This is a genomic window from Variovorax brevis, assembly GCF_030317105.1.
In the GTDB taxonomy this organism is placed as follows: Bacteria; Pseudomonadota; Gammaproteobacteria; order Burkholderiales; family Burkholderiaceae_C; genus Variovorax; species Variovorax brevis.
In genome coordinates, this window is record NZ_JASZYG010000005.1 from 251,336 (window position 1) to 276,470 (window position 25,135).

Sequence of the window (25,135 nt, forward strand, 5' to 3'; positions counted from 1 at the left end):
TCTTGTCTCCTTTTACTTCAGCGCAAACCGAGGCCGCGCGCGATCATGCCGCGCAGGATTTCGCGCGTGCCGCCACGCAGCGAGAAGGTCGGCGAGATCTGGCTCAGGTAGGTGAGGGTGCGGTACAGGTCGGCGTCGACGGCACGCGTCGGGTCGGCCGCGACGGCTGCCTCGATGGCGGCCGGAATCGTTTGCTCGAACTCCGTGCCGATGTCCTTGACCAATGCCGCTTCGACGACGGGGCTTTCACCGCGCGCGAGCTTGGTGGTCACCGCAACCGACAGGCTGCGCAGCGTCGCGAGTTGCGTGGTGAAGCCGCCGATCAGTGTCGCGTCAGAAGGCGAGAAGCCCGTCTTGCGCAGAGTGGCCAGCCAGGTGTCGAGCAAGACGATGCTTGAATACAAACGCTCCGGACCGCTGCGCTCGAAAGCCAGTTCAGCGTTCACTTGCATCCAGCCGCTTCCTTCGTCGCCGATGAGCGCATCGTCTTTGAGGAACACGTCGTCGAAGGTCACTTCCGAGAAGTGCGCGTCACCCGTCAGGTCGACGATCGGGCGGATGTTGATGCCGGGCAGCGAGAGGTCGACGATCAGTTGCGACAAGCCGCCTTGCCGATCCTCTGGCGCGCCCGAGGTGCGCACCAGTGCGATCATGTAGTGCGAGCGATGCGCGTTGGTCGTCCAGATCTTGCGGCCCGTCAGGCGCCAGCCGCCGTCGACCTTCGTCGCGCGCGTGCGCACGCTGGCCAGGTCGGAGCCGGAATTGGGCTCGCTCATGCCGATGCAGAAGAAGGCTTCGCCGCGGCAGATGCGCGGCAGGTAGAAATCCTTCTGCGCCTCGGTGCCGAACTTGTTGATCAGCGGGCCGCTCTGGCGGTCGGCGATCCAGTGCGCTGCGACGGGTGCGCCGGCTGCAAGCATTTCCTCGACGAGTACGAAGCGGCGAAAGGCATCGAGCCCTGCGCCGCCGTATTGCGCCGGCAAGGTGATGCCGACCCAGCCGCGCTCGGCCAGGCGCCGACTGAACGCCGCATCGAAGCCCATCCACGTGCGCGCCCGAACTTCAGGCGCCGCGGGCTCCAGTTGCGTTGCCAGGAACTCGCGCACTTCCTTGCGAAAGGCCTGCGCCTCCTCGGGCAACTGCGCAAGGCGGAACGCTTCGAGCAATTGGGTGGTCATTGCAATATCTCCGTTTGCTTAGGTCGGTGCAGCACGGCGTTCACGCCGGCACACCCTCGCTTGCAGGAATCTCACCCGTCGTCAATGCATTCGGCGCAGCCTTCTTCACCAGATCCGGAATCAGATCACCCAGCTCCTCCACCGTCCAGCGCCCCGTCTTCTCGATGCGCGGACCCGCATGCCAGCCTTCCGCCACCGTGATGCGCCCACCGCGCGCGCCGAACACGCGCCCCGTGATGCCACTCGACGCCTCGCTCCCCAGCCACGCCACCAGCGGCGCGACGTTCGACGGGTCGAGCGGGTCGAAGCCGGGTGCTTCGTTGCGGATCGCCTGCCACTTGGGGCTGGCAAAGATGTCTTCGGTCAGGCGGCTCATGGCGGTCGGGTAGATGGCGTTCACCGTCACACCGTAGCGGTCCAGCTCGCGCGATGCAATCACCGACAGCGCGGCGATGCCGGCCTTGGCCGCGCCGTAGTTCGACTGGCCGGCGTTGCAGTACAGGCCCGAGGACGAACTGGTGTTGATGAGGCGTGCCACGCGCTGGCGACCGGCCTTCGATTCCTCGCGCCAGTAGGCTGCGGCGTGGCGCGAAGGTGCGAAGGTGCCGCGCATGTGCACGCGGATCACCGCGTCCCAGTCTTCCTCTTCCATGTTGACCAGCGTGCGGTCGCGCAGGATGCCGGCGTTGTTCACCAGCACGTCGAGGCCGCCGAAGGTGTCGATGGCGGCGTCGATCATGCGCTTGGCGCCTTTCCAGTCCGCGACGTCGTCGCCGTTGGCGATGGCTTGCCCGCCCATGGCTTCGATCTCGGCCACGACTTCGAGGGCCGGGCCGGTGGCCGAGCCGGGACCGCCGTCACCGCGGCCGCCCAGGTCGTTCACCACGACCTTCGCGCCGTGGCGTGCGAATTCCAGCGCGTACTCGCGCCCCAAACCCCGGCCTGCGCCGGTGACGACGACCACGCGGTCCTTGCAAAGCTGCTTCATCTGTTGCTCCTTCATCATTTCTGCGCGAGATCGACCTGCTTTGACAAGGCGCGGTAGCGCGCGGTCTCCGAAGCGATCATCTCTGCCATTTCCTTGCTGCCGACGGTGTAGACCTCGGCGCCTGCCGTCTCGGTGACGTAGGTCTTGAACTCCGGTTGCGCCATCGCCTTGAGCAGCGCAGTTTCCAGCGTCTTCACCACGGGCTCGGGCGTCTTGGCCGCAACGCCCAGGCCGATCCACACATACAGGTCGTAGTTGGGCTGGCCGCTCTCACGCACCGTGGGCACGTTGGCCAGCTTGGGGTGGCGCTCCTTGCCGGTCACCGCCAGCGCGCGCACCTTGCCCGAGGCGATCAGCGGCAGCGCACCGCCAACGTCCAATAGCGCCAGGTCCACCTGTCCGCCCATCAGGTCGGTCTGCACCTGGCCCGGCGTCTTGTAGGGGATGTAGTTGAACTCCACGCCAGCACCCTGCTGCAGCATCAGCGCGCCGATGCGGTAGTGGTTGCTGTAGCTGGCCATGCTGACGTTCTTGGGCGACTTCTTCGCGGCAGCCATCGCTTCGGCATACGTCTTGTACGGCGACGATGCGCCCGTCACCAGCACCGCGGCGCTGCGCAGCATGGTCGCGACGGGGCGCAGGTCTTTCTGCGCGTCATAGGGCAGGCTGTCGTTGATGAGCGGGTTGATGACCATCGACGAGGGCGAGAGCATCAGCACGCTGTAGCCGTCCGCCGGCGAAGCCAGCAGGGCCTGTACGGCCAGCACCGCGTCGCCGCCCGGCTTGTTGTCGATGAAGGTGGACTGTCCCTTGAGTTCCGGCGTGACCAGCTTGGCGACCAGGCGCGTGATGGTGTCCGAGCCGCTGCCCGGGCCCAGCGGCACGATGAAGCGCACGGGGTGCGAGGGGAAGGGGTCAGCGGCCTGCGCTTGCTGCAAGGGCAGGGCGAAGGTTGCCAGCGCGGTCAGCGCGGCGCTTAGCAGGTGGATGGTCTTGAAGGTCTTCATGCTTTGTCTCCGTGATTGATGGGTCACATGCGGTCGAGGCGCGCGGCCTGCGCGTCCACGTCGCCGAAAAGATGGTCGAGCACGTGGATGCGGCGCAGGCAATGGCCCACCGCGTATTCCTCCGTCATGCCGATGCCGCCGTGCGACTGGATCGCCTGCTGGCACAGGGCTCGCGCGTAGCGGCCGATGGCGAGCTTGGCGCGGGGCAGGTCGGTGGTTGAGTTGGATCCGGTCGGATCGTCCACTGCGACCGCAGCGGCAATGGCCATGCTGCGCGCCAGCTCCAGCACGACGGCCATCTCGGAGATGCGATGGCGCAGCGCCTGGTATTCGCCGATGAGGCGGCCGAACTGCTTGCGGGTGTTGACGTAGGCGGTCGTGAGCGAGAAGGCGGCTTCCATCGTGCCGACCATGTCGGCGCAGACGGCTGCGGTGCCGGCGGCGATGGTGGCGCGGATGGCGGCTGCGGCATGCGCGTGGTTCGTCGCGTCGCCCAGTGGTTCCGCTGTGGTGACGTCGAGGACGAGTTCGCCGGCCGGCGTGTCGTCGATCAGGCGGTAGGTGCGCAGCTTGGCGGCGCTTGCATCGACGAGGAAGAGGGCGAGGCCGTCTTCATCGCCGGGCTGGCCGCTGACGCGCGCGCTCACGACGAAGCGGCTCGCCGCACCGGCATGCAGCACGAGCGACTTGGCGCCATCGAGACGCCACTGTTCGCCATCGCGACGGGCACGCGTTTCGACCCAAAGAGATTCGTGCCGGCCGGCCGCTTCGTCATGCGCCCACGCCATGCGCAGTTCGCCATGCGCGAGAGCCGGCAGCAGCGCATCCTTCTGCGCCGCGCTGCCCGCCGACAGCACCGCAGTCGAAGCCAGCACGCTCGACGCCAGATATGGCTCCAGCAGCAACGCACGGCCATAGGCCTGCATCACCGGCAGCCGATCGGCTGCGCCACCGTCCAGCCCACCAAACGCTTCGGGAATGCCCAGGGCCGTCACGCCGAGTTCAGCGAGCTTGCTCCACGCCGCTTCGCTCCATCCCGCCTCGGAGCCCGCAATCGCACGGCGCTGCTCGAAGCCGTAGTGGTCATCCAGCAGACGCGAAAGGCTTTCCGCCAATGCCTGCTGCTCTTCGTTCAATTCAAATTGCATGGCGCTTCATCCCAGGAGTGTCTTGGCCAGAATGTCCTTCTGCACTTCGCTGGAGCCGCCGTAGATGGTGGCTGCGCGGAAGAAGAAGTAGCGGGGCGACGCGGCTGCGAGCGGGTGCAGGGCATCGGGGCCTTCACCGTCGCGGCGCTCCAGGCCGGCCGGGCCGGCGAGGCGTGCGATCAGCGAGGTCAGCTCCTGCATCGTCTCCGAGCCCTTGACCTTCAGCACCGACGCAAAGCCCGGGTTCTTGTGACCGATCTCGGGGTCGAGCAGGAAGCGCCAGTTGGTCAGCTCCAGCGCGCGCACTTCGGCGCCGAGCATGGCGAGTTCGGTGCGCACCTTGGCGTCGTCGATCAGGCGCTTGCCGCCTTGCTGGATCTTCTCGGCGAGTTCATGCGCGTAGCCCAGGCGCTCCCAGCACAGGCCGATGCTCGCGATGTTGGTGCGCTCGCTCGCCAGCAGGTACTTGGCGCAATCCCAGCCACGACCTTCCTCGCCCACGAGGTTGGCCACCGGCACGCGCACCTTGTCGAAGAACACTTCGTTCAGGTGATGCTGCCCGTCGATGGACACGATGGGCCGCACCGAGACGCCCGGCGTCTTCATGTCGATCAGCAGGAACGAGATGCCGTCCTGCTTGCGCGCTGCCTGCTCGGTGCGCACCAGCGCGAAGATCCAGTCGGCGTGATGGGCCGAGGTGGTCCAGATCTTCTGGCCGTCGACCACGTATTCATCGCCGTCGCGGACCGCCTTGGTGCGCAGCGACGCGAGGTCCGATCCCGAGTCCGGTTCCGAGAAGCCCTGGCAGAACCACAGGTCGTTGCGCGCCAGCTTCGGCAGGAAGAACTTCTTCTGCGCCTCCGTGCCAAAGCGCAGCAGCACCGGCCCCAGCATCGCGACGTTGAAGGGCAGCGGCTGCGGCGCAGCGGCGCGTTGCAGTTCCTCGACGAGGATCAGCCGTTCGGCAGTGCCAAGCCCCGCACCGCCGTATTCCTGCGGCCAATGCGGCGCAGCCCATCCCCGCTCGTGCAGGATGCGCTGCCACGCCACGACGTCCTGCTTGCGGGCTGCATGACCCTTGCTCAGGCGCTCGCGGATCCCGGCCGGCAGGCGGTCCCGGATGAAGCCGCGTACCTCTTCGCGAAAAGAAGCCTGGCTCGGGCTCAATGTGAGGTCCATGGTGCTGGCCGCGTTGTTCAGTTCTTGCCGTACAGCGTGACGACGCAGGCGCCGCCGAGGCCGACGTTGTGCTGCAAGCCGAGGCGCGCGCCTTCGACCTGGCGTTGGTCCGCGCTGCCACGCAATTGATGCGTGAGTTCGTAGCACTGCGCCAGGCCCGTCGCGCCCAGTGGATGGCCCTTCGACAACAAGCCGCCCGACGGGTTGATGACGACCTTGCCGCCATAGGTGTTGTCGCCGTCCTTCACGAACTTCTCGGCGCCGCCTTCCGGGCAAAAGCCCAATGTCTCGTAGCTGATGACTTCGTTCTGCGCGAAGCAGTCGTGCAGCTCGCACACGTCGATGTCGTCCGGGCCGACGCCCGCCGTTTCGTACACGCGGTTCACGGCGGCGCTGGTCATGTGCGTGCCGATCCAGCTCAGCATCGACGGCGGCTCGAAGGACTCGATCGGGTCCGTGGCCATCGCTTGCGCGAGGATCTGCACGTCGGTGCGCAGGCCGTGCTTCTTCGCAAATCGCTCCGACACCAGCAGCGCCGCTGCGCCGCCGCAGGTGGGCGGGCAGGCCATCAGGCGCGTCATCACGCCGGGCAGGATCACCTGGTCGTTCATGACGTCTTCGGTCGTCACGATCTTGCGGAAGAGGGCGAGCGGGTTGTTGGCCGCATGGCGGCTGGCCTTGGCGCGCACGGCCGCGAAGGTCTCCATGCTGCAACCGTAGCGCTCCATGTATTCGCGGCCGGCGCCGCCGAAGGTGCGAATGGCTTGGGGCATGCCGTCCATGTCGGGCGTCAGGCCGCGCAGCACGGGCAGGAAGCGCTCGCGCGTCGGCGGGCGGTCGTCCCAGTGCGACTTGAGGGCGCCGGCCTGCATCTGCTCGAAGCCCAGCGCGAGAACGCAATCCGCGTCGCCCGAGGCAATCGCCTTGCGTGCCAGGTACAGCGCGGTGGAGCCCGTCGAGCAATTGTTGTTCACGTTGACGATCGGGATGCGCGTCATGCCGACTTCATACAACGCCGTCTGGCCCGAGGTGCTGTCGCCGTAGACGTAGCCCACGTAGGCTTCCTGCACCGCGTCGTAGCCGATGCCCGCATCGGCGAGCGCACGGCGGGTGGCTTCGGCGCCCATCTCGGTGTAGCTCAGGCTCTTGCCCGGCTTGGCGAAGGGGATCATGCCGACGCCGGCAACGATTACTTTTTCAGTCATGTGATGGTCCTGAGGGATGGATTCAGAGCTTGCGCGAGATGAGGTCGCGCTGGACTTCACTCGTGCCGCCGAACACGCGCGTAATGCGGTAGTCGGTGAAAGCGCGCGCAATCGGGTACTCCAGCATGTAGCCGTAGCCACCGTGCAGCTGCACCATGTCGTCGATGCACTTCCACAGCGTCTCGGTCGCGAACAACTTGGCGATCGCGGCTTCCTGCACGCTGATACGGCGCGTCATGTGCTCGCCGATGTAGTAGTCGACCAGCGTGCGCGCGGCCACCGTCTGCGCCTTGATGTCGGCGAGCTTGAACTTGGTGTTCTGGAAGTCCCACACCGTGCCGTCGAAGGCCTTGCGCTCCTTCACGTACTCGATGGTCTGCTCCAGCAGGCGCTCGAGCTTGGCCACGGAGTAGACGGCGATGATCAGCCGCTCCTGCGCCAGTTCCTGCATCAGGCAGACGAAGCCCTTGTTCTCTTCGCCCAGCAGGTTGTCGACCGGTACGCGCACGTTGTCGAAGAAGAGTTCGGTGGTGTCGGCGGCCGGCTGGCCCACTTTCTCCAGCTTGCGGCCGCGGCGGAAGCCGGCGCGGTTGGCCTCGACCATGATCAGGCTCACGCCCTTGGAGCCGGCCTTCGGGTCGGTCTTGCAGGCCACCAGCACCATGTCGCAGTTCAGGCCGTTGCTGATGAAGGTCTTGCTGCCGTTGATGACGTATTCGTCGCCGTCGCGCACGGCGGTGGTGCGGATCGACTTCAGGTCGGAGCCGGTGCCGGGTTCGGTCATGGCGATGGCCATGATCGTCTCGCCGCGGCAGATCTTCGGCAGCCAGCGCTGCTTTTGCTCCTCGGTGCCGAAGCGCACGATGTAGGGCGCGGTGATGTCCGAGTGCACCGACAGGCTGAAGCCAGAGACGCCCGAGCGATGCAGTTCCTCGGCCAGCACGCAGGAGTGGCCGAAGTCGCCACCGCCGCCACCGTATTCGCTCGGCACGGTCACGCACAACAGGCCTTCGCGGCCGGCCTTCAGCCAGGTCTCGCGATCGGTGCGGCCAGCCTTGTCCCATTCGGCCTGGCGCGGCAGGCATTCACGCTCGAAGAACCGGCGCGCGGTGTCGCGCAGCATTTCGTGGTCTTCGCGGTAGACGGTACGGTTGATGTTCACAGGGTCTCCTTGTCTTGAAGGAGATTCTGGGAGGGGCGTACCGGGGGGGCACTACCCCGATCGGGTGGCGGGGTGGGGGTGGCCGACTGAGTCCGGGCGCGCGGGTTCGGCCAAACTCAGCCGGACCGCGCATTTGCAGTCAATCAGTTAAAATGCATGCATTGAAAGCCAATCGAGGAAATGAAGATGGCCATGCTCACCGTACGCAATATTTCTGACGAAGTGCACCGGGCCCTCCGCGTGCGAGCTGCCCAGCACGGCCAAAGCATGGAGGCCGAGGTGCGAGAGATTCTTGAATCCGTCGTCAGCCCGCAGGGGCGGGTGAAGCTTGGCTCGCTGCTTGCCGCCATGGGCCGGCAGGCCAGATTGACCGATGAGGAATTTGTCGTCTTCGAGCAGGTGCGCGACACGGCTCCCGCCCGTCCGGTGAGCTTCGAATGATCCTCCTGGACACCAACGTGGTGTCGGAGCCACTTCGCCATGCGCCCGACATCCGGGTCATCGAATGGATCGACGCCCAGCCGTTGGAAACCCTCTTTTTGTCTGCCATCACAGTTGCCGAACTGCGCGCCGGCGTTGCACTCCTGCCCGCCGGCAAGCGGCGATCAGGCTTGCAGCAAAACCTGGAGAAGCAGGTGCTGCCGCTGTTTGCTGGGCGCGTGTTGCCCTTCGATCTGGCTTGCACCCCGGCTTTTGCCGCACTGATGGCCAAGTCCCGGGCAATGGGACGTGCCATTGCCACGGCCGATGGCTGCATTGCAGCCATCGCCGTAGCCAACGGCTTCACAGTTGCCAGCCGCGACACCGCCCCCTTCGAGGCCGCCGGTGCAGCGGTGATCAACCCGTGGAAAGGGTAAAGGCGGCCGTCCGTCGCTACTGCGTCTTCGTCGGCGTCATGAACGCATTGTGCGGAAGGACGGACGCCGGGCATGCGGCAAGGTGGCGGGGTCAGGCCTACCCCGTGATGATCGGCTTCAGCGCCTCGATCTCAGCAACCATGAAGTCGAAGAATGCGCTGACGCGTGCCGTCTTTCGGATCTCCGGCATCGCCAGCAGCCGCCAGTCCCGCGACAGTGCAGGAATGGGCCCCAGCACCCGCACCAGGTCTGCCTCCGAGTCGCCGAGAGCCGTCGGCAGGGGTGCGACGCCAACGCCGGCCTTCGCCGACAGCAGCAAGCCGAGCACACTGCCGCTACGGGCCGCAACGTTCGCGTTCGGTGCCACCTGGCGCAGCCACTGGCTCGCCCGGTGGCCTGACATGTTTTCTTCGAACCCCGCCAGCGGATGCAGCGCCAACTCCTCGATGGAAGAAGGCTTGCCATGGCGCGCCACATAGTCCTTGCTCGCGTAGACGGCCCACAGCGAGTCGCCCACCTTTCGCCCCACCAGCGCCGCATCGTCGGTGTCGCCCGATCGCAGCGCAACGTCGGCCTCGCCGGTGCGCAGGTCGACGTACTTGTCGCTCATCACGAATTCCACGTGCATGTCGGGATGCTGCGCATGAAAGCGGTCCAGCAGCCCCGACTTGGTCAGCCGATTGACCAATGGCTCCGGGCAAGTGAGACGAATCACGCCTGCCGCATTGCGCCTTGAGACGACCAGCGCCTGCTCGAAGCCATCGACCGCCTGCTCGACCTGCCGGGCGGTGTCGAGCATCTCCATGCCGAAGTCGGTGAGCCTGTAGCCGCTGGTGTGGCGTTGAACCAGGGCGCGCCCGATGTGCCGCTCCAACGCGGTCAGCCGCCGCTGCACGGTCGATTGATCGACCTCCAGCGCGCGGCCCGCCGCCAGCGTGCTGCCATGCCGCGCCACCGCGACGAAGTACTTCAGGTCGTTCCAGTCGAGCATGGTCCGTTATGCACTATTGCGGCCCCGTTCCGCAAGTCCGCGCCTTTTCGGCGAATCGTTGCGGCCCTACGCTGGCTCGTCCAAACACTCCATCACTTCGAGGCAGCACACCATGAAGACACGCCCCCTTGCGAATGGCCACTTGCCACGGCGCCGTGTGCTGATCGCCGGTGCCGCCGCTGCGATCCTGGCCCCGGCCGGCTTCGCGCAAACCCATTCCGCAGCGAAGCGCGAACGCCTTCGCATCATTTGCACCGGCCCCGCGGGCAGCGTGCCCGACATCGTGGCGCGGCGTTTCGGCGAGGAGCTCACGGGCGTGTTTGCGCAGCAGGTCGTCGTCGACAACCGACCCGGTGCAGCGGGGCAGATCGCCGTCCAGGCACTCAGGTCGGCGCCGGCCGATGGATCGACCTGGCTGCTCGGGCAGGGAGCAATCGCGAGCCTGTACCCCACGTTGTACGAGCAGCTCGGCTACGACCCCGTGCGCGACCTGCTTCCTGTGTCGCTCGCCGCGGAGATGGACCTCGGCGTGCTCGTGGGTCCTGCCGTGCCTGCGGAAGTCGCCAACATGCATGCGCTGGTCGAGTGGATGCGGCGTCACCCCGCCGAAGCCAACGCGGCGTCACCGGGAACGGGCACCCTGCCGCACATCCTGGAGGTCATGCTGTTCAATCAGGCCGGCTTGGACTGGCGCCATGTGCCGTACGCCGGCGGGCCCCCCGCCATGGTGGCGCTGATCGGCGGCCAGGTGGCCGTGCTCGCGCTGCCGGAAGGCCTGCTGCTGCCGCAACTGGCCAGCGGTCGCCTGAGGCTGCTCGGCACTTCCGGTCGCAAGCGCAGCCGGTTCTCGCCGGGAGTGGCCACGCTGGCCGAGCAGGGCTACGCGCGATCGGTGATGCGCGAGTGGTTCGCCTTCTTCCTGCCGGGCGGCGCATCGGCAAACGTCGCGGACGAGGCGTCGGAGGCGGTGCGTAGCGCGGTCGCGCGCGCCGAACTGGCGAGGCGGCTGGAGGATTCGGCCATGGTCGCCGTGCACAGCACGCCTGCGCAACTGGCCGCGAAAATCGAGGGCGACCGCAGGACGTGGGCACCGCTGCTGGTCAGCGCCGGCATTCGGGGCGACGCATGACGGGCACCGTTATCGACGCCTGGGACCGTGCGGCCGAGGGCTGGAGCCGGAGCACGCCGCTCGTCCGTGCCTGGCTGCGCCAGGCCACCGCGGCGATGCTGGCCGAAGCACGGCTGCAACTAGGCGCGCGCGTGCTGGACCTGGCCGCCGGTGCCGGCGACCAGACGAAGGACATCGCACAAGCCGTCGGGTCGTCCGGCGACGTATTGGCGACCGACATATCCCCGAGGATCCTGGACTTCGCCCGACAGAACATCCGGGACGCCGGCCTGCCGAATGTCCGCTTCGCCGTCGCCGATGCCCAGCAGCCCCTGCACGGCGAGGCGCCCTTCGATGCGGTGCTGTGCAGGCTCGGGCTCATGTTCTGCATGCGTCCGGACGCTGCGCTGGCTGCGACGTTCCAGGCATTGCGGCCGGGAGGTCGATTCGTCGCCCTGGTGTTCGGCGAACCCGCGAACAACCCCTGCATCTCGACCATGATGAAGCTGGCCCGCAAGCACCGGGGCCTGGACGCCAGCGCCTCGCCCTGCGCCGAAGGTGGCCTGTTCAGCCTGTCTGCACCCGGAAGGATGGCAAGCCTGCTGACCGCAGCGGGATATGCCGACGTGACGGTGGCGTCGTTGGACGCACCGTTCGAACTCCCCGATGCCGCCGCCTACATCGCCTTCGTTCGAAGCTCGGGTTCGCCCATCATGGAAGTCCTCGCGCCGCTGGATGCGCCCGCCAGGCAGGCGGCCTGGCAGGAGATGGAGGCGGCACTCCAGACATTTCAAAGCGCGCAGGGCTGGAGCGGGCCCAACGAGCTTCTGCTCTGTTCAGCGACCCGGCCGGGTTGAACTGTCGGGTCCGGCAATGGGTTGATGGCCGATGGCACGCGCTCGGCCGTTCCGACGATGAATCAGGGGGGCGGCGGGCGGATGCCTGCGGATTTGACGTTGACTGGCTCCTGCGAGTCACAATGCCGCGGACACATGCCCACCAAGCCCCAGCCCCGCAAACCCGAACGCGCACCCGACGCCTCCGCGCTGAAGCCGCTGGTCACCACCAAGATGGTCCCCCCGCGCAGCGCCGGCCGCATCGTCGCGCGCGACGCGCTGCTGACCCGCCTGATGGAAGCCCGCCGCCGCCGCTGCCTGGTGCTGCAAGGCCCGGCAGGCGCCGGCAAGACCACCACCCTCGTGGCCTGGCGCCAGGCCCTGCTGCCGCTGGGCTTCGACGTCGCCTGGCTTACCCTGACGCCCGAGGACAACGAACTCACCCGCCTGCTCGACTACCTGCTGGCCAGCCTCGCCCAGACCGCGCCCGGCGTCACGCAGGAGGCGGCGGACTTCGCCGGCCGCGGCGTCGATAGCGAGGCCGTCGAGCGCACGCTGATCGCCCTGGTGCGCTCCATCGCCGCCCACCCGCGCGACCTGGTGCTGGTGCTCGACGACCTGCACCACCTGGACGACCCGCGCATCCACGAGGCCTTGCAATGGTTGCTCGACTACGCGCCCGCCAACCTGCACCTGATGCTGGCCTCGCGCAGCAGCGCGCCCGTGTCGCTTGAGCGCCTGCGCGCCGAAGGCCAGGTGCTGGAACTCGACGTGCGCGACCTGCGCTTTTCGCCCGCGGAATCGGAGCGCTTCCTGCAATCGCAGCTCGGCAGCATCGACCACCGCGACGCGATGCTGCTGCACGAACTCACCGACGGCTGGGCCGCCGGCTTGCAACTGCTGGCCATCAACTGGAAGAAGCGCCGGCAGGAACTGGTAGCCGGCACGTCGTCAGCAGACGCCAAGGCCCCCGGCGACTTCGTGCGCACGCACGTGCAAGACCCGCAGGCCTTCGCCGCCTACTTCGAAAAGGAAGTGCTGTCGCGCCTCTCGCCGCTGGAACTGGACCTGCTCATCAGCGTGTCGGCATGCAGCCGCTTCTGCGCGCCGCTGTGCGCCGTGCTGCTCGGCCGTCCCGAAGGCGATCCCGCCATGGCGCCCCTGCTCGCACGGCTTGAGGCCGAGAACCTGTTCATCGTGCCCGTGGAAAGCACCGAGCGCGAGACCTGGTACCGCCTGCACCCGCTGCTGCGCGAAACCCTGCGCGAGCGCCTCGACGCGCGCAGCGAGGCCGACCAGCAACAGGTGCACCACATCGCCTGGCAATGGTTTCGCGACCACGGCCACATCGACGAAGCCGTGCGTCAGGCCGTGGCCGCGGGTGAGGGCGCAGCCGCCGCGGCGCTGGTCGAAAAGTCCGCCAACGGCTTGGCCGTGCGCGGCGAACTGCGCAAGCTCATCGGCTTGGTGCGCCAGCTGCCGGCCGCCCAGGTGCAGGCGCGCGTCGGCCTGCGGCTGTGGATGATCCGCGTCGAGCTGTTCGCGCGCGAGTTCGCCGCCTTTGCCGACAACATCGAGCGCCTGCGCAAGGACATTCCGCCCGACGACGCCATCAGCCATTTCTCGCTCACGCTGATGCAGGCCACGCTCTCCGTGCAGCAGGACGACACCGACGCCGCCATCGCGCTGCTGCCGCGCCTGCTCGCGGCGCCCGAAGGCGCGGACGCCATGGCCATCGGCGGGCGCGACAACATCCTGTCGTGGCTCTACATGCACCGCGGCGAATACGACCACGCCCGGCGCATCCAGCAGGACAACCCCATCCGCCTGATCAACGGGGTGCCCTTGCGCGGCACGCCATCGGGCACGCTGCAAGGCCGTGCCCTGGTCGGCCTGAGCTACGCCATGGAAGGCCGCATGACGCAGGCCGAGCGCATCTACCGCGACGTGCTGCGCGAAGCCAACGAAGGCGGCAGCAGTTGCATCGACCCGGCCTACCTCGCGACCGCGCTGCTGGGTGAGGTGCTTTACGAACACGACGAAGCCGCCGCCGCCTTGCAACTGCTGGAAGACCGCGTCGATGCGCTGGAGCGCGTGTCGATGCCCGACTCCGTGCTGCGCGTGCACCGCACGCTGGCCGGATCGCACTGGGTGGCGGGGCGAAGGATGGAAGCCATGGCCTGGCTGGAGCGGCTGGAGGACTACAGCGCCGCGCTGGGCCTGGACCGCCTGCTGGTGCACAGCCTGGTCCTGCAGATGCAATACCGCTTGCAGATAGGCGACGTGGCCGAGGCCGAAGTGGCGCTGACCCGCGCCAGCGAGATCGACGCGCGGCATGCGAACGCGGCGCAAAGCGCGCTGGGCGAGATCGCCATCGTCACCGAGCGGGCGCGCATCAAGTGGGCGATGGCGCGCGGGGATCTTGACGACGCGGCAAGGCGCATCGAGCCGCTGATTGCGAACATCGAGCTGCGCGGACGGCAGCGGTTGATTGCGCAGTTGAAGTTGATCCAGGCGACCATCGAGCGGCGGCGCGGGCGGATGGATGCGGCGAGGGAATGCACGGTGGCTGCGCTGCGGCGCGGGCATCGGCTGGGGTTGGTGAGGAGTTTGCTGGATGCGGATCCGGGGGTGCTCGAACTCGTCGCTGAAGTTGCCAGGGATGCGCAGTTGGATCCGGTGTTGGGGTTTTATGCGGAGAGGTTGGGGAGTGCGGGGAGAGGGCTGCACGCGACCGATGCGAAAGCCGCGATCAATGTGGAGACAAGTGGGGGAAGGCGTCCCGTTGAACCATTGAGTGAACGCGAGCGAGACGTGCTGGGCTTACTTGCGCAAGCGATGCCTAACAAGAAAATTGCGCTGGCGCTCGGTTTGTCCATCGATACCGTGAAGTGGCATCTGAAAAACATCTACGGTAAGTTGGGTGTCGCAGGGCGAGACGAGGCGGTGGCGTGGATGAGAGCCGCGGACGCAGCATGAGAAGCAAGTACGTCACCCTGGGCTACGAGCAGCATTCTTCGCAGAAGTGAAGAACTCTGGCTTTCAAGCTCTGTCCACTGCGATTTGACCGCCCTGTCTGGCAGGGCTGAAATCCCCGCTCGAAGTTTGGTGATCTCGGTGGCTTGCCACGCGTGGACCTGTGCTGAATGAACCAATATCGGCGTGAACTCCGCCCAATCAACCCACGCGCCTTCTTCAACACGTTCGCTCTGAAAGCTCATACACCGTCCAATTTGCGGCAATCCGAGCTGAATGCAGACGAGATCGAGGAGGCTTCGCGCCTGCCCAAGTGCCATTCCGCTTTGGCGTCGCACACCCAATTCGTCACACATTTGGATGCTCGTGATCGAGCGAACTCGATGTGTGTTGGAGTCGATTCTCTGTTCCAACACGTCCAAGACTCGCGAGGCCCACTGTTTCTGCGTAAGGTTCTCAGACAATGGCAGATCTCCGGAATGCGCGGCGCCCAACGATAGCGCAAGGCCTTTCAAAATTGCGATCAAGGTGTCGCTTGGTTGCACGGCAATGCAACGTAAAGTGCTACGGATCATTGGCCAAGTGACGAGGAGTTCACCAACGCGTGGATGACAGGACACGCGTACTCGGCGTTGAACAATGCCCGAATCGTGCATATCCTCAAGAGGATAAGTGACGCGTATCGCACGTCGAAGTCTGAGCAGGTGAGGTTGAGTGGTCCGCTGACCGTAGAGCATCTGATGCCTCAGTCATGGATAAAGCGTTGGCCTCTTGCAGACGGATCCGCCGGTGTTGAAAATCCTTGGGACCAATCTGCTTCAGATGAGAGGGTTCAAGCTACCCGCGCTCGAAACGCCGCATTGCAGACTTTTGGCAATCTCACACTTGTCACTGGTAGTCTCAACAGTTCGATTTCAAATGGTGATTGGCTCACGAAGCGAGCCGCAATTGAAGCGAACAGTCTGCTTCCTCTGAATCTCCAAATTCGAACGGAAGCAACGTGGGATGAGGCTGCAATCGACAAGCGTGGTCGGCATCTCCTGTTTCACGCCTTGTCGATTTGGCCTCGCACATAGTTTCGTTCGACGCCCCTATGACTTCGAGCGACCCAGCATCCGCTTGATATAGCTCTGTCGGGCGGGGGGGCCTATCGTCCCGCCATTTCCTGGGTCGAAGTGAGCCATACGGCCGCGGGGTTGCGCGCCTGGTTCCCGTGAGCCAAGATGTTTGGGTAACACGCACCTTGTGTTCGCCAATCCAGGAGGTTTCGATGCTTCCACATCTTTCCCTCGACCTTACTCGTCGCCGCTTGGTCATGGCGGTCGGCGCCTGTGCTGGCTTCACAGTGTTATGGCCGAATCACGCGGGTGCCCAACCAACCCCCCGCCCCATCCCCATCGGCATCATCGGCTCCGGCCGCATAGGCGGCACCATCGGCTCCCTCTGGGTCAAATCCGGCCACCCGGTCCTCTTCTCCTCCCGCCACCCCGAAGAACTCAAGGACCTCGTCGCCGGTCTCGGCCCGCTCGCCAAGGCGGGCACCGTCGCCGAAGCCATCGCCTTCGGCGAAGCCCTCTTCATCGCCGTCCCCTACGGCGCATTGCCACAGATCGGCAAGGACTTCAGCGGCAGCTTCAAAGGCAAGGTCATGCTCGACGCCTGCAACGCCGTGGCAGGGCGTGACGGGTCATCCGTGGCCGACGAGGTGGAGCAGGAGGGCATCGGTGTCGTCTCGCAAAAATACCTTTCCGGCGCGAGGCTGGTGCGGGCGTTCAACACCATGTCGTACACGATCTTCGCGCGCGAGGCCAACCGGCCCGATCCGAAGCTGGCGATCCCGATCGCCGGCGACGACGCTCAAGCCCTGAAGGTGGCGGCGCAACTGGTGCGCGACGCCGGCTTCGATCCGGTGGTGGTCGGCAAGCTGGCCGACGCCAAGCGCTTCCAGCGCGGCGGGCCGGGCTATGGGCAGTCGGTGAGTGCGGCGGAACTGAAGCAGAAGCTGTCGCTGGCGCCATGACGTCGGCGGCGCCTCAGCGCGGGCTGCCGGGCGTGTTGCAAGGCTGGTTGCGAAAGGCCGTGCCGGCGACGCCGCAGGAACTGGCCGCCGCGCTGTGGTCCTTCGGCTATTTCTTCGCGCTGCTGGCGGGCTACTACGTGCTGCGGCCGCTGCGCGACCAGATGGGCATTGCCGGCGGCACGCGCGCGCTGCCGTGGCTGTTCACCGCAACCTTCCTGACGCTGCTGGCGGCGCAGCCGGTGTACGGCGCGCTGGTGGCGCGTCTGCCGAGGGCGCGCTTCATCCCGATCGTCTATCACTTCTTCGTGCTCAACCTGGCGGTGTTCTGGCTGCTGCTGGCGCTGGACGTCGCGCCGGTGATCGTGGCGCGCGTGTTCTTCGTGTGGGTGAGCGTGTTCAACCTGTTCGCCGTCGCGGTGTTCTGGTCGTTCATGGCGGACCTGTTCACGAGCGAGCAGGGCAAGCGGCTGTTCGGCTTTATCGGCGCGGGCGGTACGGCCGGCGCGTTGCTGGGGCCGGTGATCACCATTGCGCTCGCGGTGCCGCTGGGGCCGCACAACCTGCTGATCGCGGCGATCGTGTTCCTGGAGATCGCGGTGTTCTGCGCGGCGCGCCTGGAGCGCAGCGCGGGCACGTCGCAGGGGTCGGCGCAGCGGCGTGATGGCGATGCGGCGCAGCGTGTGGGCGGCAGTGTCTTCGCCGGCCTGTCGGGGTTGCTGCGCTCGCCGTACCTGCTGGGTGTCGCCGCGTGGGTGAGCCTGCTGTCCTTCGGCGCGACGATCCTCTATCTGATGCAGGCGAACCTGGTGTCATCCAGCGTGCAGGGCGCCGGCGCGCAGACCCGCATCTTCGCGAGCGTCGACCTGATCGTGGGCCTGCTGACGCTGGCCACGCAGGTCTTCGCGACGGGGCACTTCCTCAAGCGCTTCGGCACCGGCATTGCGGCGGCTGCGCTGCCTGCGGTGTATGTGGTCGGCTTCGTGGTGCTGTGGTGGAGCCCCGTGCTGATGGTCGTGCTGGTGTTCCAGGTGGTGCAGCGGTGGATGAACTTCGCCATCGCCAATCCGGCGCGGCAGGTGTTCTTCACGGTCGTCGGGCGCGAGGAGAAGTACAAGGCCAAGAACATGATCGACGTGGTGGTCTATCGCGGCTCCGACGCGCTCTATGGCTGGGTTTTCAGCAGCTTGCAGGCAATGGGGCTCAAGATTGGCGCCATCGCCTTGTGTGCGCTGCCGGTGGCATTGTTGTGGGCGCTGCTGTCAACGGCGCTGGGGCGCACGCAGGAGCGGCGCACTAGCTTGCAGGGCAACCCACCGCAAGCGGATCTGCCGAGAATGCCAATGGCAATCGAAAAGCAGAAGCTGTAGTTGTCCGCCGCGCGCGCGCCGGGCGACCTCACTCGCCCATGCTGCCCGGCTTCGGCGGGGCTTCGACCTTCTTGTCCCCGATCGACAACGTGCCAATGCCCTCCTTGCGCGCACCACCCACTTCGTAGGCGAATTCGAAGTGGACGCGCGCCTTGTCTTCCGGCAGCGTTTCGCTCGACTTGATCGAGATGAATTTTTCCTTCATCCAGTGGGCGATGAACTCCGACGTGCCATTGACCACCCCCAACGCGCAACCGGAAAGGATCCCGCCCTGGGTGATGAACCGTGCCGGCCATGCGCCCATCTGGTCGAAGCGCGGCAGCGTCAGCAAGGCCTCCTCGCGCTCGGATCTGGTCGCTGGCCAGTCAAACTCTGCGGCATCCCATTCATGACGCTGTACACGCAGTTCCCGCAGGCATTGGCGAAGCAAGGCCATTGCGCTCTCCTTCAAATCGAAGTCGCCAAAAACGCGGGCACCATCGTGAAAATGGCCGGCCTTGTGGCCGCAGTCCGCAACGCTGGAAATGGGCGCCTTCACATTGCTCAATCGTGTAGAGGTTGTACCGGTGCACCATCCCTCTGGAAACTAGTCTTTGGGTGAGAGTGGCCCTCTCCTTTGGTTTAGTGTCAGAAGCTGACAGGCGAGGGGTCGGCCGCCGCACGCCGCCCCCATCAGCGCTACGATGCGTTCGAACGATCCGCTTTTGCCGATCGCTTCAGCCAGCCCGCGCATCTGGCGGTCCGCTTTGCGCGCATCAAAACCCGGAGGCCCACGAATGCAAAACCCCCCGAACGCGTCGCCTGCGAAGGGCATCATGCCCATGCCCGCCATTCCCAAGATCGAGGACCCCGCGCAAGAGCGGATCAATCGCAAGCGCAAGCTGGCGGCGGCTTTTCGGCTGTTCTCGAAATTCGGCTTCGACGAAGGCGCGGCCGGCCACATCACGGCCCGAGACCCCGAGAAGCCGGATCACTTCTGGGTCAATCCGTTCGGCATGCACTTCAGCCTGATCCGCTCATCGGACCTGATCCTGGTGAACCATCATGGCGAAGTGGTGGAGGGCAGGCACCCGGTCAACGCCGCGGCATTTGCCATCCATTCGCAGGTGCATCAGGCGCGCCCGGACTGCGTGGCCGCAGCCCATGCGCATTCGCTGCACGGCAAGGCGTTTTCTTCGCTGGGACGGCTGCTCGACCCGATCACGCAGGACGCCTGTGCCTTCTACGAGGATCACAGCCTGTTCGACGACTTCACCGGCGTGGTGCTGGATTTGAGCGAAGGCGAACGCATTGCGAATGCGCTGGGCAAAGGCAAGGCTGCCATCCTTCGCAACCACGGCTTGATCACGGTGGGCGGCACGGTGGACGAGGCGGCTTGGTGGTTCATCACCATGGAAAGGTCTTGCCAGGCGCAATTGCTCGCCTCGGCAGCCGGCACGCCCATCCAGATTGCGCGTGAGCACGCACTGGCCACGCGGGAGGTGATCGGTACGCCGGTCGCGGGCTGGTTCCAGTTCCAGCTGCTGTATGCGCGCATCACCAAGGAGCAGCCGGATCTGGTCGACTGAGGCGTGGTCTTGCAATAGTTGGCGCGTTGACAAAGGGCTGGCCCCGGCCCCCCGATGAGGGTGGTCGGGCGGCGGCGCAGGGCCTGTCTACTGGGTGGATGCAACATCCAGACGAAGCGCTCTTTCACGGCTCGACCTTCGCCGAGCTGTACCGCTCCGCGTTCAAGGGCTTCGCGACGCGCGAGGCGCTGGTTGGCGGCGGTGTGCGCATGACGTACCGGCAACTCGAAGAGGCCTGCCATCGCATGGTGCGCTGCTTCGAGTCAATGGGCTTGAAGCGGCAAGACGGCATCGCGGTGCTCGCGACCAATCGGCCCGAGTCGGTGGCGACCATCATCGCAGCGCATCTGATGGGCCTGACGTACACGCCGCTGCATCCGCTGGGCTCGGAAGATGACCAGGCTTTCATCCTCGCGGATGCCAAGGTGATGGCGCTGGTCGTCGATGTGCCACGGCATGCCGATCGTGGGCTGGCGCTCACACAGCGCGGCATCGTCAGGCATGTTCTGACGCTGGGGCCGGCCATCTACGGCACCGATCTGCTGGTTGCGTCGGCCGGATCGGACGGCAGCGACATCGAATTGCAGGTGCGGCCCGACGACATCCTCAAGATCGCCTACAGCGGCGGCACGACCGGCAAGTCCAAGGGCATCGTGCATCACCAGCGCACGGTGGTGACGTCGGCGTTGCAACAGTTGGCGGGCTGGGAGTGGCCACAGGAGGTGCGCTTCCTGGCGGCCACGCCGGTGTCGCACGCGGCGGGCGCGATGATCCTCACGACCTTTTTGCAAGGCGGCACGGTGCATCTGCTGGACCGGTTCACGCCGGGCGGCTTCCTGAAGATGGTGGCCGCCGAACGCATCACCACGACCTTCCTGGTGCCCACGCAGATCTACGGCCTGCTCGATTCACCCGAACTGGGCGAGCACGACATCGCGAGCCTGAGCTTGGTGCTCTACGGCGCCGCACCCATGGCGCCGGCGCGGCTGCGACAGGCGTTGAGCCGCATGGGCCCGGTGTTCGCGCAGGTGTACGGCCAGGCCGAGGCGCCCATGACCATCAGCTACCTGCGCCGCGATGAGCACGACCTGGATCGTCCGCACCTGCTCGGCAGTTGCGGCCGCAGCCTGCCGGGCAACCAGGTGCGTCTGCTCGATGCCGACCACAAGGAGGTGGCCGTCGGCGAGATCGGCGAGCTGTGCGTGCGCGGTCCGCTGCTGATGTCGGGCTACCTCAACCGTCCCGAAGAAACGGCGAAGGCCTTCGCCGGCAACTGGCTGCACACCGGCGACATGGCGCGGCGCGACGCGGATGGCTATCTGTACCTGGTCGACCGCGCCAAGGACATGATCATCTCGGGCGGCTTCAACGTGTATTCGAGCGAGGTGGAGAACTGCCTTGCGCTGCACCCGGCCGTGGCGCTCTCGGCCGTCATCGGCGTGCCGCATGAGAAGTGGGGCGAGGCGGTGATGGCGGTGGTGGTGCTGAAGGAGGGCGCGCGGGTAGCCGCTGATGAACTCATCGCGTTTGTCACCGAGCGCAAGGGCGTGGTGCAGGCGCCGAAGGTGCTGGAGTTCGCGGAGGCGCTGCCGTTGACTGCGTTGGACAAGGTGGACAAGAAGGCGTTGCGGGCGAGCTATTGGGAGGGGCGCAATCGGGCGGTGGCGTGAATGCTGTCCCCTGCGTGCGCGATTGGCCAAAATGCGCCTCTCACCCATGCAACGCCTTCGCCAGGCTGCAAGCAATATCCCCAGCAACCAACGGCTTCGCCAACACATCCCGCACGCCGATCTCGCGCGCACGCGTCGTCAGCGCCGGCGTGACGTAGCCGCTCATCAACAGGATCGGAATGTCCGGCCGGATGCGCCGCAGTTCCCGCGCGAGTTCGGAGCCCGTCATCTCCGGCATTGCCTCGTCCGACAGCACGGCCTGGAACCGGTGCGGCGTGGCCCGGAAGCTCGCGAGCGCTGCCGTGCTCGACGCGAAACCCACGGGCTCGTAGCCGAGGTCCGCCATCATCTCTTCGCCCAGCCGCACCAGCGACTCCTCGTCGTCCACGAGCAGCACGGTTTCGCCCGCACCGGAGGGCAATTCCTGCGGCGCACTCGCGGGTGCCGCCACCGTGCGTTGCCATGGCACGAACACCGTCATCGTCGTGCCGTGCCCCACCAGGCTTTGCACCTCGATGCCGCCGCCCAAGTCGGTCACGATGCCGTGCACCAGCGACAGGCCCAGCCCGGTGCCGACACCCACTTCGCGGGTCGTGAAAAACGGATCGAAGATGCGTTCGAGCACGCCGGGCGCGATGCCGGCGCCGCTGTCCTCCACGACAAGGCGCACGTACTTGCCGGATGTCAGTATGCTGGTCGTGACGGCCAACGGCTGCGCCAGTTCGATGGTCGAGACGCCGACCCGCAACGTACCCGTTGAGCGCATTGCCTGCGCCGCGTTCGCGCACAGGTTCACCACCACCTGATGCAGCTGCGTCGGGTCACCCATGACCGCGGCATCGCCCACGTCGATGTGATGTTCGAGCACCATGCCCGATGGCAACGAGGCCGAGACGACTTCCAGCGCTTCGGCCACGATGGTCTGCACGTGCACCGGCACGCGCTCGCCGACGCCGCTGCGGCTGAAAGCGAGGATGCGTTCGACCAGCGACTTGGCGCGCATCGCGGCGCTCATGGCCGCGTCGATGTGGCGCTGCTGCGCGGTGCCGGGCACCGCTTCCTTCTGCGCCATTTCGCCATAGCCGAGGATGGCCGCAAGGATGTTGTTGAAGTCGTGCGCGATGCCGCCGGCCAGCGTGCCGATGGCCTCCAGCTTTTGCGCCTGCCGCAGTTGCGCCTCGAAGCGGTCGCGGTCCGCCTCGGCGGTGCGGCGGTCGGTCACGTCTTCCATCGAGCCGGCCACGCGGTAGGCGCGCCCGCGCGCGTCGCGCACCGCCACGCCGCGCTGGCGATACCAGTGCCATTCGCCCGAGGTGTGGCGGATGCGGTATTCGCAACTGAAGTGCGGCGTCAGGCCACGCAAATGTTGCGAGAGCGCTTGCCGCATCGCGGCCTCGTCGTCGGGGTGGTATTGGCCGCTGTTGATCCACTCGCGCCGTGGCCGCAGCGGCTCCCCGGGCTCGCGTCCCAGCAGGGTCTGCGCGCGGGGCGAAAGAAAGAGCATGTCGCGCCGCAGGTCCCAGTCCCACAGGCCTTCGTTGGAACCGGCCACCGCGAGCTGGTAGCGCTCTTCGGACTGGCGCAAGGCCTGCTCGACCCGCTTTTGCGCATCGATGTCGCTGGACGATCCGGCCCAGCGGATGGCGCGGCCTTCCGCATCGCGCACCGACTTGCCGCGGATGCGCACCCAACGGTATTCGCCGTCGGGCTGGCGCACGCGGTATTCGCCGTCGCGCACATCGACCTCGCCGCGGAAATGGCGGTCAAGGTCATCGGTGTAGCGTTGCGCGTCGTCCGGATGCAACTGCAGCAACGCGAGCCACTCGGCGCGCGTGCGCACGGTCAGGTCGGACTGGATGCCGCAGATCTCCATCGCCCGCGGCGAGGTGAACATGCGGTCGTTGACGATGTCCCAGTCGCTGACGCCGTCTTTCGAGCCCGCGACCGCGAGCGCGAAGCGTTCTTCGCTCTGGCGCAAGCCTTCTTCGGCACGCCGTCGCGCATCGACGTCGCTCACCGAGCCGGCCATGCGCACCGCACCGCCGGCCCCGTCGCGCACGCAGACGCCGCGCACGCGCACCCAGCGGTAGACGCCGTCGGGATGCAGCACGCGGTACTCCTCTTCGTACGCGGGCGTCTTGCCGGCGAGGTGGTCGTCGAGCGCTGACCAGCGGATCGCTTCGTCGTCCGGATGGCAATGGATCTGGTTGAACCAGTCGCGCGCCGGCTCCGAATCCGGGCCCGGCTGCATGCCCAGCAGTTCGCGCGTCCGCGGTGAGCCGAACATGCGGTTGCTGGCGTGATCCCAGTCCCAGATGCCGACGTCGGCACCGCTCACGGCCAGCGCGAAGCGCTCGCGCGCCGCTTCGAGCGAACGGCGTGTCGTGTCGATGCGCCGGAGCTGCCGCGTGGCCAGCGCCAGCAGGGCGGCGGCGAGGCCAGCCAGCGCCAGCGTGCGCACCGCGGAACTGATGGCTTCTTCGCGCCACGGAGCCAGCGCCGCGGAAACATCACGCGTGATGGCCACGACCAGGGGATAGTCCGGCACCGCCTGCAACGAGCCGAAGCGCTCCACGCCGTCGATCGGGCTCACGGTGCGAACCGGCCCGGCGCCACCGGCCTGCGCAGCCAGCAACTCATCGGACAGCGGCAGGCGCTTGCCCAGCGACGCATCCGCGCTCGGCTGGCGCGCGAGCAGCATGCCGTCGCGCCGCAGCAGCGAGATCTTGGTGCTGGGCTCGCCCTGCACGTCGCGGTAGAACTGCTGGAAGTAGTCGACACGCCCCCGCGCCCCGACCGCGCCGGCAAACCTGCCATCGGCAGTCTCAAGCCGGCGCGCCATCGGAAACACCACCGCGCGATCGATGGCACTGATCGTGACGTTGCCGACCAGCAGCTTGCCGGTCATGTCTTCGCGCGCGGCCTGGAACACATCGACGTTCGCCGCGCTGGGCACGCCTTCGGGCAGCGGGTGCCGCAGCGAGTTGGCACGGGCGATGCCGTCGGCGCGCACCAGCACCAGGCCGTCGATCTGCACCAGGCCCACGGCCTGGTCGCGCAGGTAGGCATGCAGTGCCGCCGGCTCCATGGCATCGACCACGCCTTGGCGGTACTGGTCCTGGATGTGGCGCAGCACCACATCGACCGCCTGCAAGGTGCGGGCCGTCTGCTCGGCGATGGTGCGTGCCTGCGTGTCGAGTTCGCTGCCGGTCTGCGCGACCGTGGCGCGGTAGCCGCGCACGATGTCGAGCGCCGCAAATCCCACGATCGCCGCGATGAATAGCGCCCCGATCCACGGCACGCTGCGCCGCAGCGAGCGCTGGGCCAGCCAGCCATCGAGGGACGTGGGGATCTTCATGGCAGCGGGGGGTTCGAGACGCGGCGAACGACGGCCGTCAGCGCCTCACGCCGCACCGGCTTGGGCAGCACGCAGGCCACGCCCAGCGAGCGCGCCAAGTCGCCGCAGGCTTCGACGCTGGCGTGAAACATGGCCGAGAGCATCAGCACCGGCGTGCCGGCATGTTCGGCCGTGATGCGGTGCAAGGTCGCGGCGCCGTCGCGGCGCGGAAAGGCCACGTCCACCAGCACCAGTTGAAAGGGCGCCCAGGCGCCGCCCGTGCTTTCGTCGGCGACCCGCCATCCCGATTCGGTCAGCCACTCGCGCAGCAGCTCGAAGGTCTGCCGTTCGGCGTCGATGACCAGCACGGTCGGGCCTGCGTTGTTCATGGTCGCCCTGGCGCGCGAAGGGCGCGCGTGGCTGGCGTTCGGGGGCACATCGTGATCTCCGGAGCGTCGTTGGATGCTTCATTGAGTCCTCGATCCATTGCGGCTGCGTTGCAGGACGACAGCGCGAAGATTACATCTGCAATCGGGCG

The 25,135-nt window shown here is 66.7% G+C and carries 20 protein-coding genes and 1 pseudogene; 10 read left to right on the plus strand and 11 right to left on the minus strand.

What is annotated here, in order from left to right:
• Positions 1–17 precede the first annotated feature (17 nt).
• Genes QTI66_RS17610 through QTI66_RS17640 form a run of 7 tightly spaced genes read right to left on the minus strand, consistent with a single transcriptional unit; the run spans position 18 to position 7,867 of the window.
• Positions 18–1,178: an acyl-CoA dehydrogenase family protein gene (locus tag QTI66_RS17610; protein WP_286561123.1), complete on the minus strand. Its 1,161-nt coding sequence runs from the start codon at positions 1,176–1,178 to the stop codon at positions 18–20.
• Between the two features lie 40 nt (positions 1,179–1,218).
• A complete protein-coding gene (locus tag QTI66_RS17615; RefSeq protein WP_286561124.1) occupies positions 1,219–2,166 on the minus strand; it encodes an SDR family oxidoreductase in 948 nt (315 codons plus the stop codon).
• 14 nt (positions 2,167–2,180) lie between these two features.
• Positions 2,181–3,173, minus strand: a complete 993-nt coding sequence (locus tag QTI66_RS17620) for a Bug family tripartite tricarboxylate transporter substrate binding protein (protein WP_286561125.1) — start codon at positions 3,171–3,173, stop codon at positions 2,181–2,183.
• A 23-nt stretch (positions 3,174–3,196) separates the two neighbouring features.
• A complete protein-coding gene (locus QTI66_RS17625; protein ID WP_286561126.1) occupies positions 3,197–4,321 on the minus strand; it encodes an acyl-CoA dehydrogenase family protein in 1,125 nt (374 codons plus the stop codon).
• A gap of 6 nt (positions 4,322–4,327) precedes the next feature.
• Complete coding sequence (locus QTI66_RS17630; RefSeq protein ID WP_286561127.1) at positions 4,328–5,500, minus strand: acyl-CoA dehydrogenase family protein; 1,173 nt, start codon at positions 5,498–5,500, stop codon at positions 4,328–4,330.
• A gap of 17 nt (positions 5,501–5,517) precedes the next feature.
• Positions 5,518–6,705: a lipid-transfer protein gene (locus QTI66_RS17635; RefSeq protein ID WP_286561128.1), complete on the minus strand. Its 1,188-nt coding sequence runs from the start codon at positions 6,703–6,705 to the stop codon at positions 5,518–5,520.
• Between the two features lie 22 nt (positions 6,706–6,727).
• The gene (locus QTI66_RS17640) at positions 6,728–7,867 is read right to left on the minus strand and encodes an acyl-CoA dehydrogenase family protein (RefSeq protein WP_286561129.1); all 1,140 of its coding nucleotides are present in this window, start codon (positions 7,865–7,867) and stop codon (positions 6,728–6,730) included.
• A 186-nt stretch (positions 7,868–8,053) separates the two neighbouring features.
• On the opposite strand from QTI66_RS17640, the gene QTI66_RS17645 reads away from it, so the two are divergent.
• Together QTI66_RS17645 and QTI66_RS17650 are read left to right on the plus strand one after the other, a co-directional pair.
• On the plus strand, positions 8,054–8,308 hold the full coding sequence (locus tag QTI66_RS17645; RefSeq protein ID WP_286561130.1) for a FitA-like ribbon-helix-helix domain-containing protein: 255 nt from the start codon (positions 8,054–8,056) through the stop codon (positions 8,306–8,308).
• Positions 8,305–8,724, plus strand: coding sequence for a type II toxin-antitoxin system VapC family toxin (locus QTI66_RS17650; RefSeq protein ID WP_286561131.1), 420 nt, complete (start codon positions 8,305–8,307; stop codon positions 8,722–8,724). Before QTI66_RS17645 ends, QTI66_RS17650 begins: the two co-directional genes overlap by 4 nt.
• A 97-nt stretch (positions 8,725–8,821) precedes the next feature.
• Here QTI66_RS17650 and QTI66_RS17655 read toward each other — a convergent pair whose 3' ends face one another.
• Positions 8,822–9,715 carry a LysR family transcriptional regulator gene (locus QTI66_RS17655; protein WP_286561132.1) on the minus strand — a complete coding sequence of 298 codons (894 nt, stop codon included), beginning with the start codon at positions 9,713–9,715 and terminating at the stop codon, positions 8,822–8,824.
• A 112-nt stretch (positions 9,716–9,827) separates the two neighbouring features.
• Here QTI66_RS17655 and QTI66_RS17660 point away from each other — a divergent pair, with 112 nt between their 5' ends.
• The 6 genes and pseudogenes from QTI66_RS17660 to QTI66_RS17685 all read left to right on the plus strand — a co-directional run bounded on the left by QTI66_RS17660 (position 9,828) and on the right by QTI66_RS17685 (position 18,022).
• Positions 9,828–10,844 carry a tripartite tricarboxylate transporter substrate-binding protein gene (locus tag QTI66_RS17660; RefSeq protein ID WP_286561133.1) on the plus strand — a complete coding sequence of 339 codons (1,017 nt, stop codon included), beginning with the start codon at positions 9,828–9,830 and terminating at the stop codon, positions 10,842–10,844.
• The gene (locus QTI66_RS17665; RefSeq protein ID WP_286561134.1) at positions 10,841–11,680 is read left to right on the plus strand and encodes a class I SAM-dependent methyltransferase; all 840 of its coding nucleotides are present in this window, start codon (positions 10,841–10,843) and stop codon (positions 11,678–11,680) included. Before QTI66_RS17660 ends, QTI66_RS17665 begins: the two co-directional genes overlap by 4 nt.
• Before the next feature lie 135 nt (positions 11,681–11,815).
• Positions 11,816–14,638 (plus strand): winged helix-turn-helix domain-containing protein, encoded by a 2,823-nt coding sequence (locus QTI66_RS17670; protein ID WP_286561135.1) that lies wholly within the window; start codon positions 11,816–11,818, stop codon positions 14,636–14,638.
• A 584-nt stretch (positions 14,639–15,222) separates the two neighbouring features.
• Positions 15,223–15,711 (plus strand): annotated as a pseudogene (locus tag QTI66_RS17675) (HNH endonuclease family protein); the annotation flags it as partial.
• A gap of 239 nt (positions 15,712–15,950) precedes the next feature.
• Positions 15,951–16,655 carry an NADPH-dependent F420 reductase gene (locus QTI66_RS17680; protein WP_286561136.1) on the plus strand — a complete coding sequence of 235 codons (705 nt, stop codon included), beginning with the start codon at positions 15,951–15,953 and terminating at the stop codon, positions 16,653–16,655.
• Positions 16,652–18,022 (plus strand): NTP/NDP exchange transporter, encoded by a 1,371-nt coding sequence (locus tag QTI66_RS17685; protein WP_286561137.1) that lies wholly within the window; start codon positions 16,652–16,654, stop codon positions 18,020–18,022. The genes QTI66_RS17680 and QTI66_RS17685 overlap by 4 nt, the downstream gene beginning before the upstream one ends.
• 28 nt (positions 18,023–18,050) lie before the next feature.
• Here the strand turns inward: QTI66_RS17685 and QTI66_RS17690 are convergent, their stop codons facing one another.
• Positions 18,051–18,458 (minus strand): hypothetical protein, encoded by a 408-nt coding sequence (locus tag QTI66_RS17690; RefSeq protein WP_286561139.1) that lies wholly within the window; start codon positions 18,456–18,458, stop codon positions 18,051–18,053.
• Positions 18,459–18,837: 379 nt separating this feature from the next.
• Here QTI66_RS17690 and QTI66_RS17695 point away from each other — a divergent pair, with 379 nt between their 5' ends.
• Together QTI66_RS17695 and QTI66_RS17700 are read left to right on the plus strand one after the other, a co-directional pair.
• Positions 18,838–19,590 carry a class II aldolase/adducin family protein gene (locus QTI66_RS17695; RefSeq protein WP_286561503.1) on the plus strand — a complete coding sequence of 251 codons (753 nt, stop codon included), beginning with the start codon at positions 18,838–18,840 and terminating at the stop codon, positions 19,588–19,590.
• 98 nt (positions 19,591–19,688) lie between these two features.
• Entirely contained in the window at positions 19,689–21,260 is a 1,572-nt protein-coding gene (locus QTI66_RS17700; protein ID WP_286561141.1) for an AMP-binding protein, read from the plus strand.
• A 40-nt stretch (positions 21,261–21,300) separates the two neighbouring features.
• Here QTI66_RS17700 and QTI66_RS17705 read toward each other — a convergent pair whose 3' ends face one another.
• The gene (locus QTI66_RS17705; RefSeq protein ID WP_286561142.1) at positions 21,301–24,618 is read right to left on the minus strand and encodes a PAS domain-containing protein; all 3,318 of its coding nucleotides are present in this window, start codon (positions 24,616–24,618) and stop codon (positions 21,301–21,303) included.
• Positions 24,615–24,986, minus strand: coding sequence for a response regulator (locus QTI66_RS17710; RefSeq protein WP_286561143.1), 372 nt, complete (start codon positions 24,984–24,986; stop codon positions 24,615–24,617). Before QTI66_RS17710 ends, QTI66_RS17705 begins: the two co-directional genes overlap by 4 nt.
• Positions 24,987–25,135 lie beyond the last annotated feature (149 nt).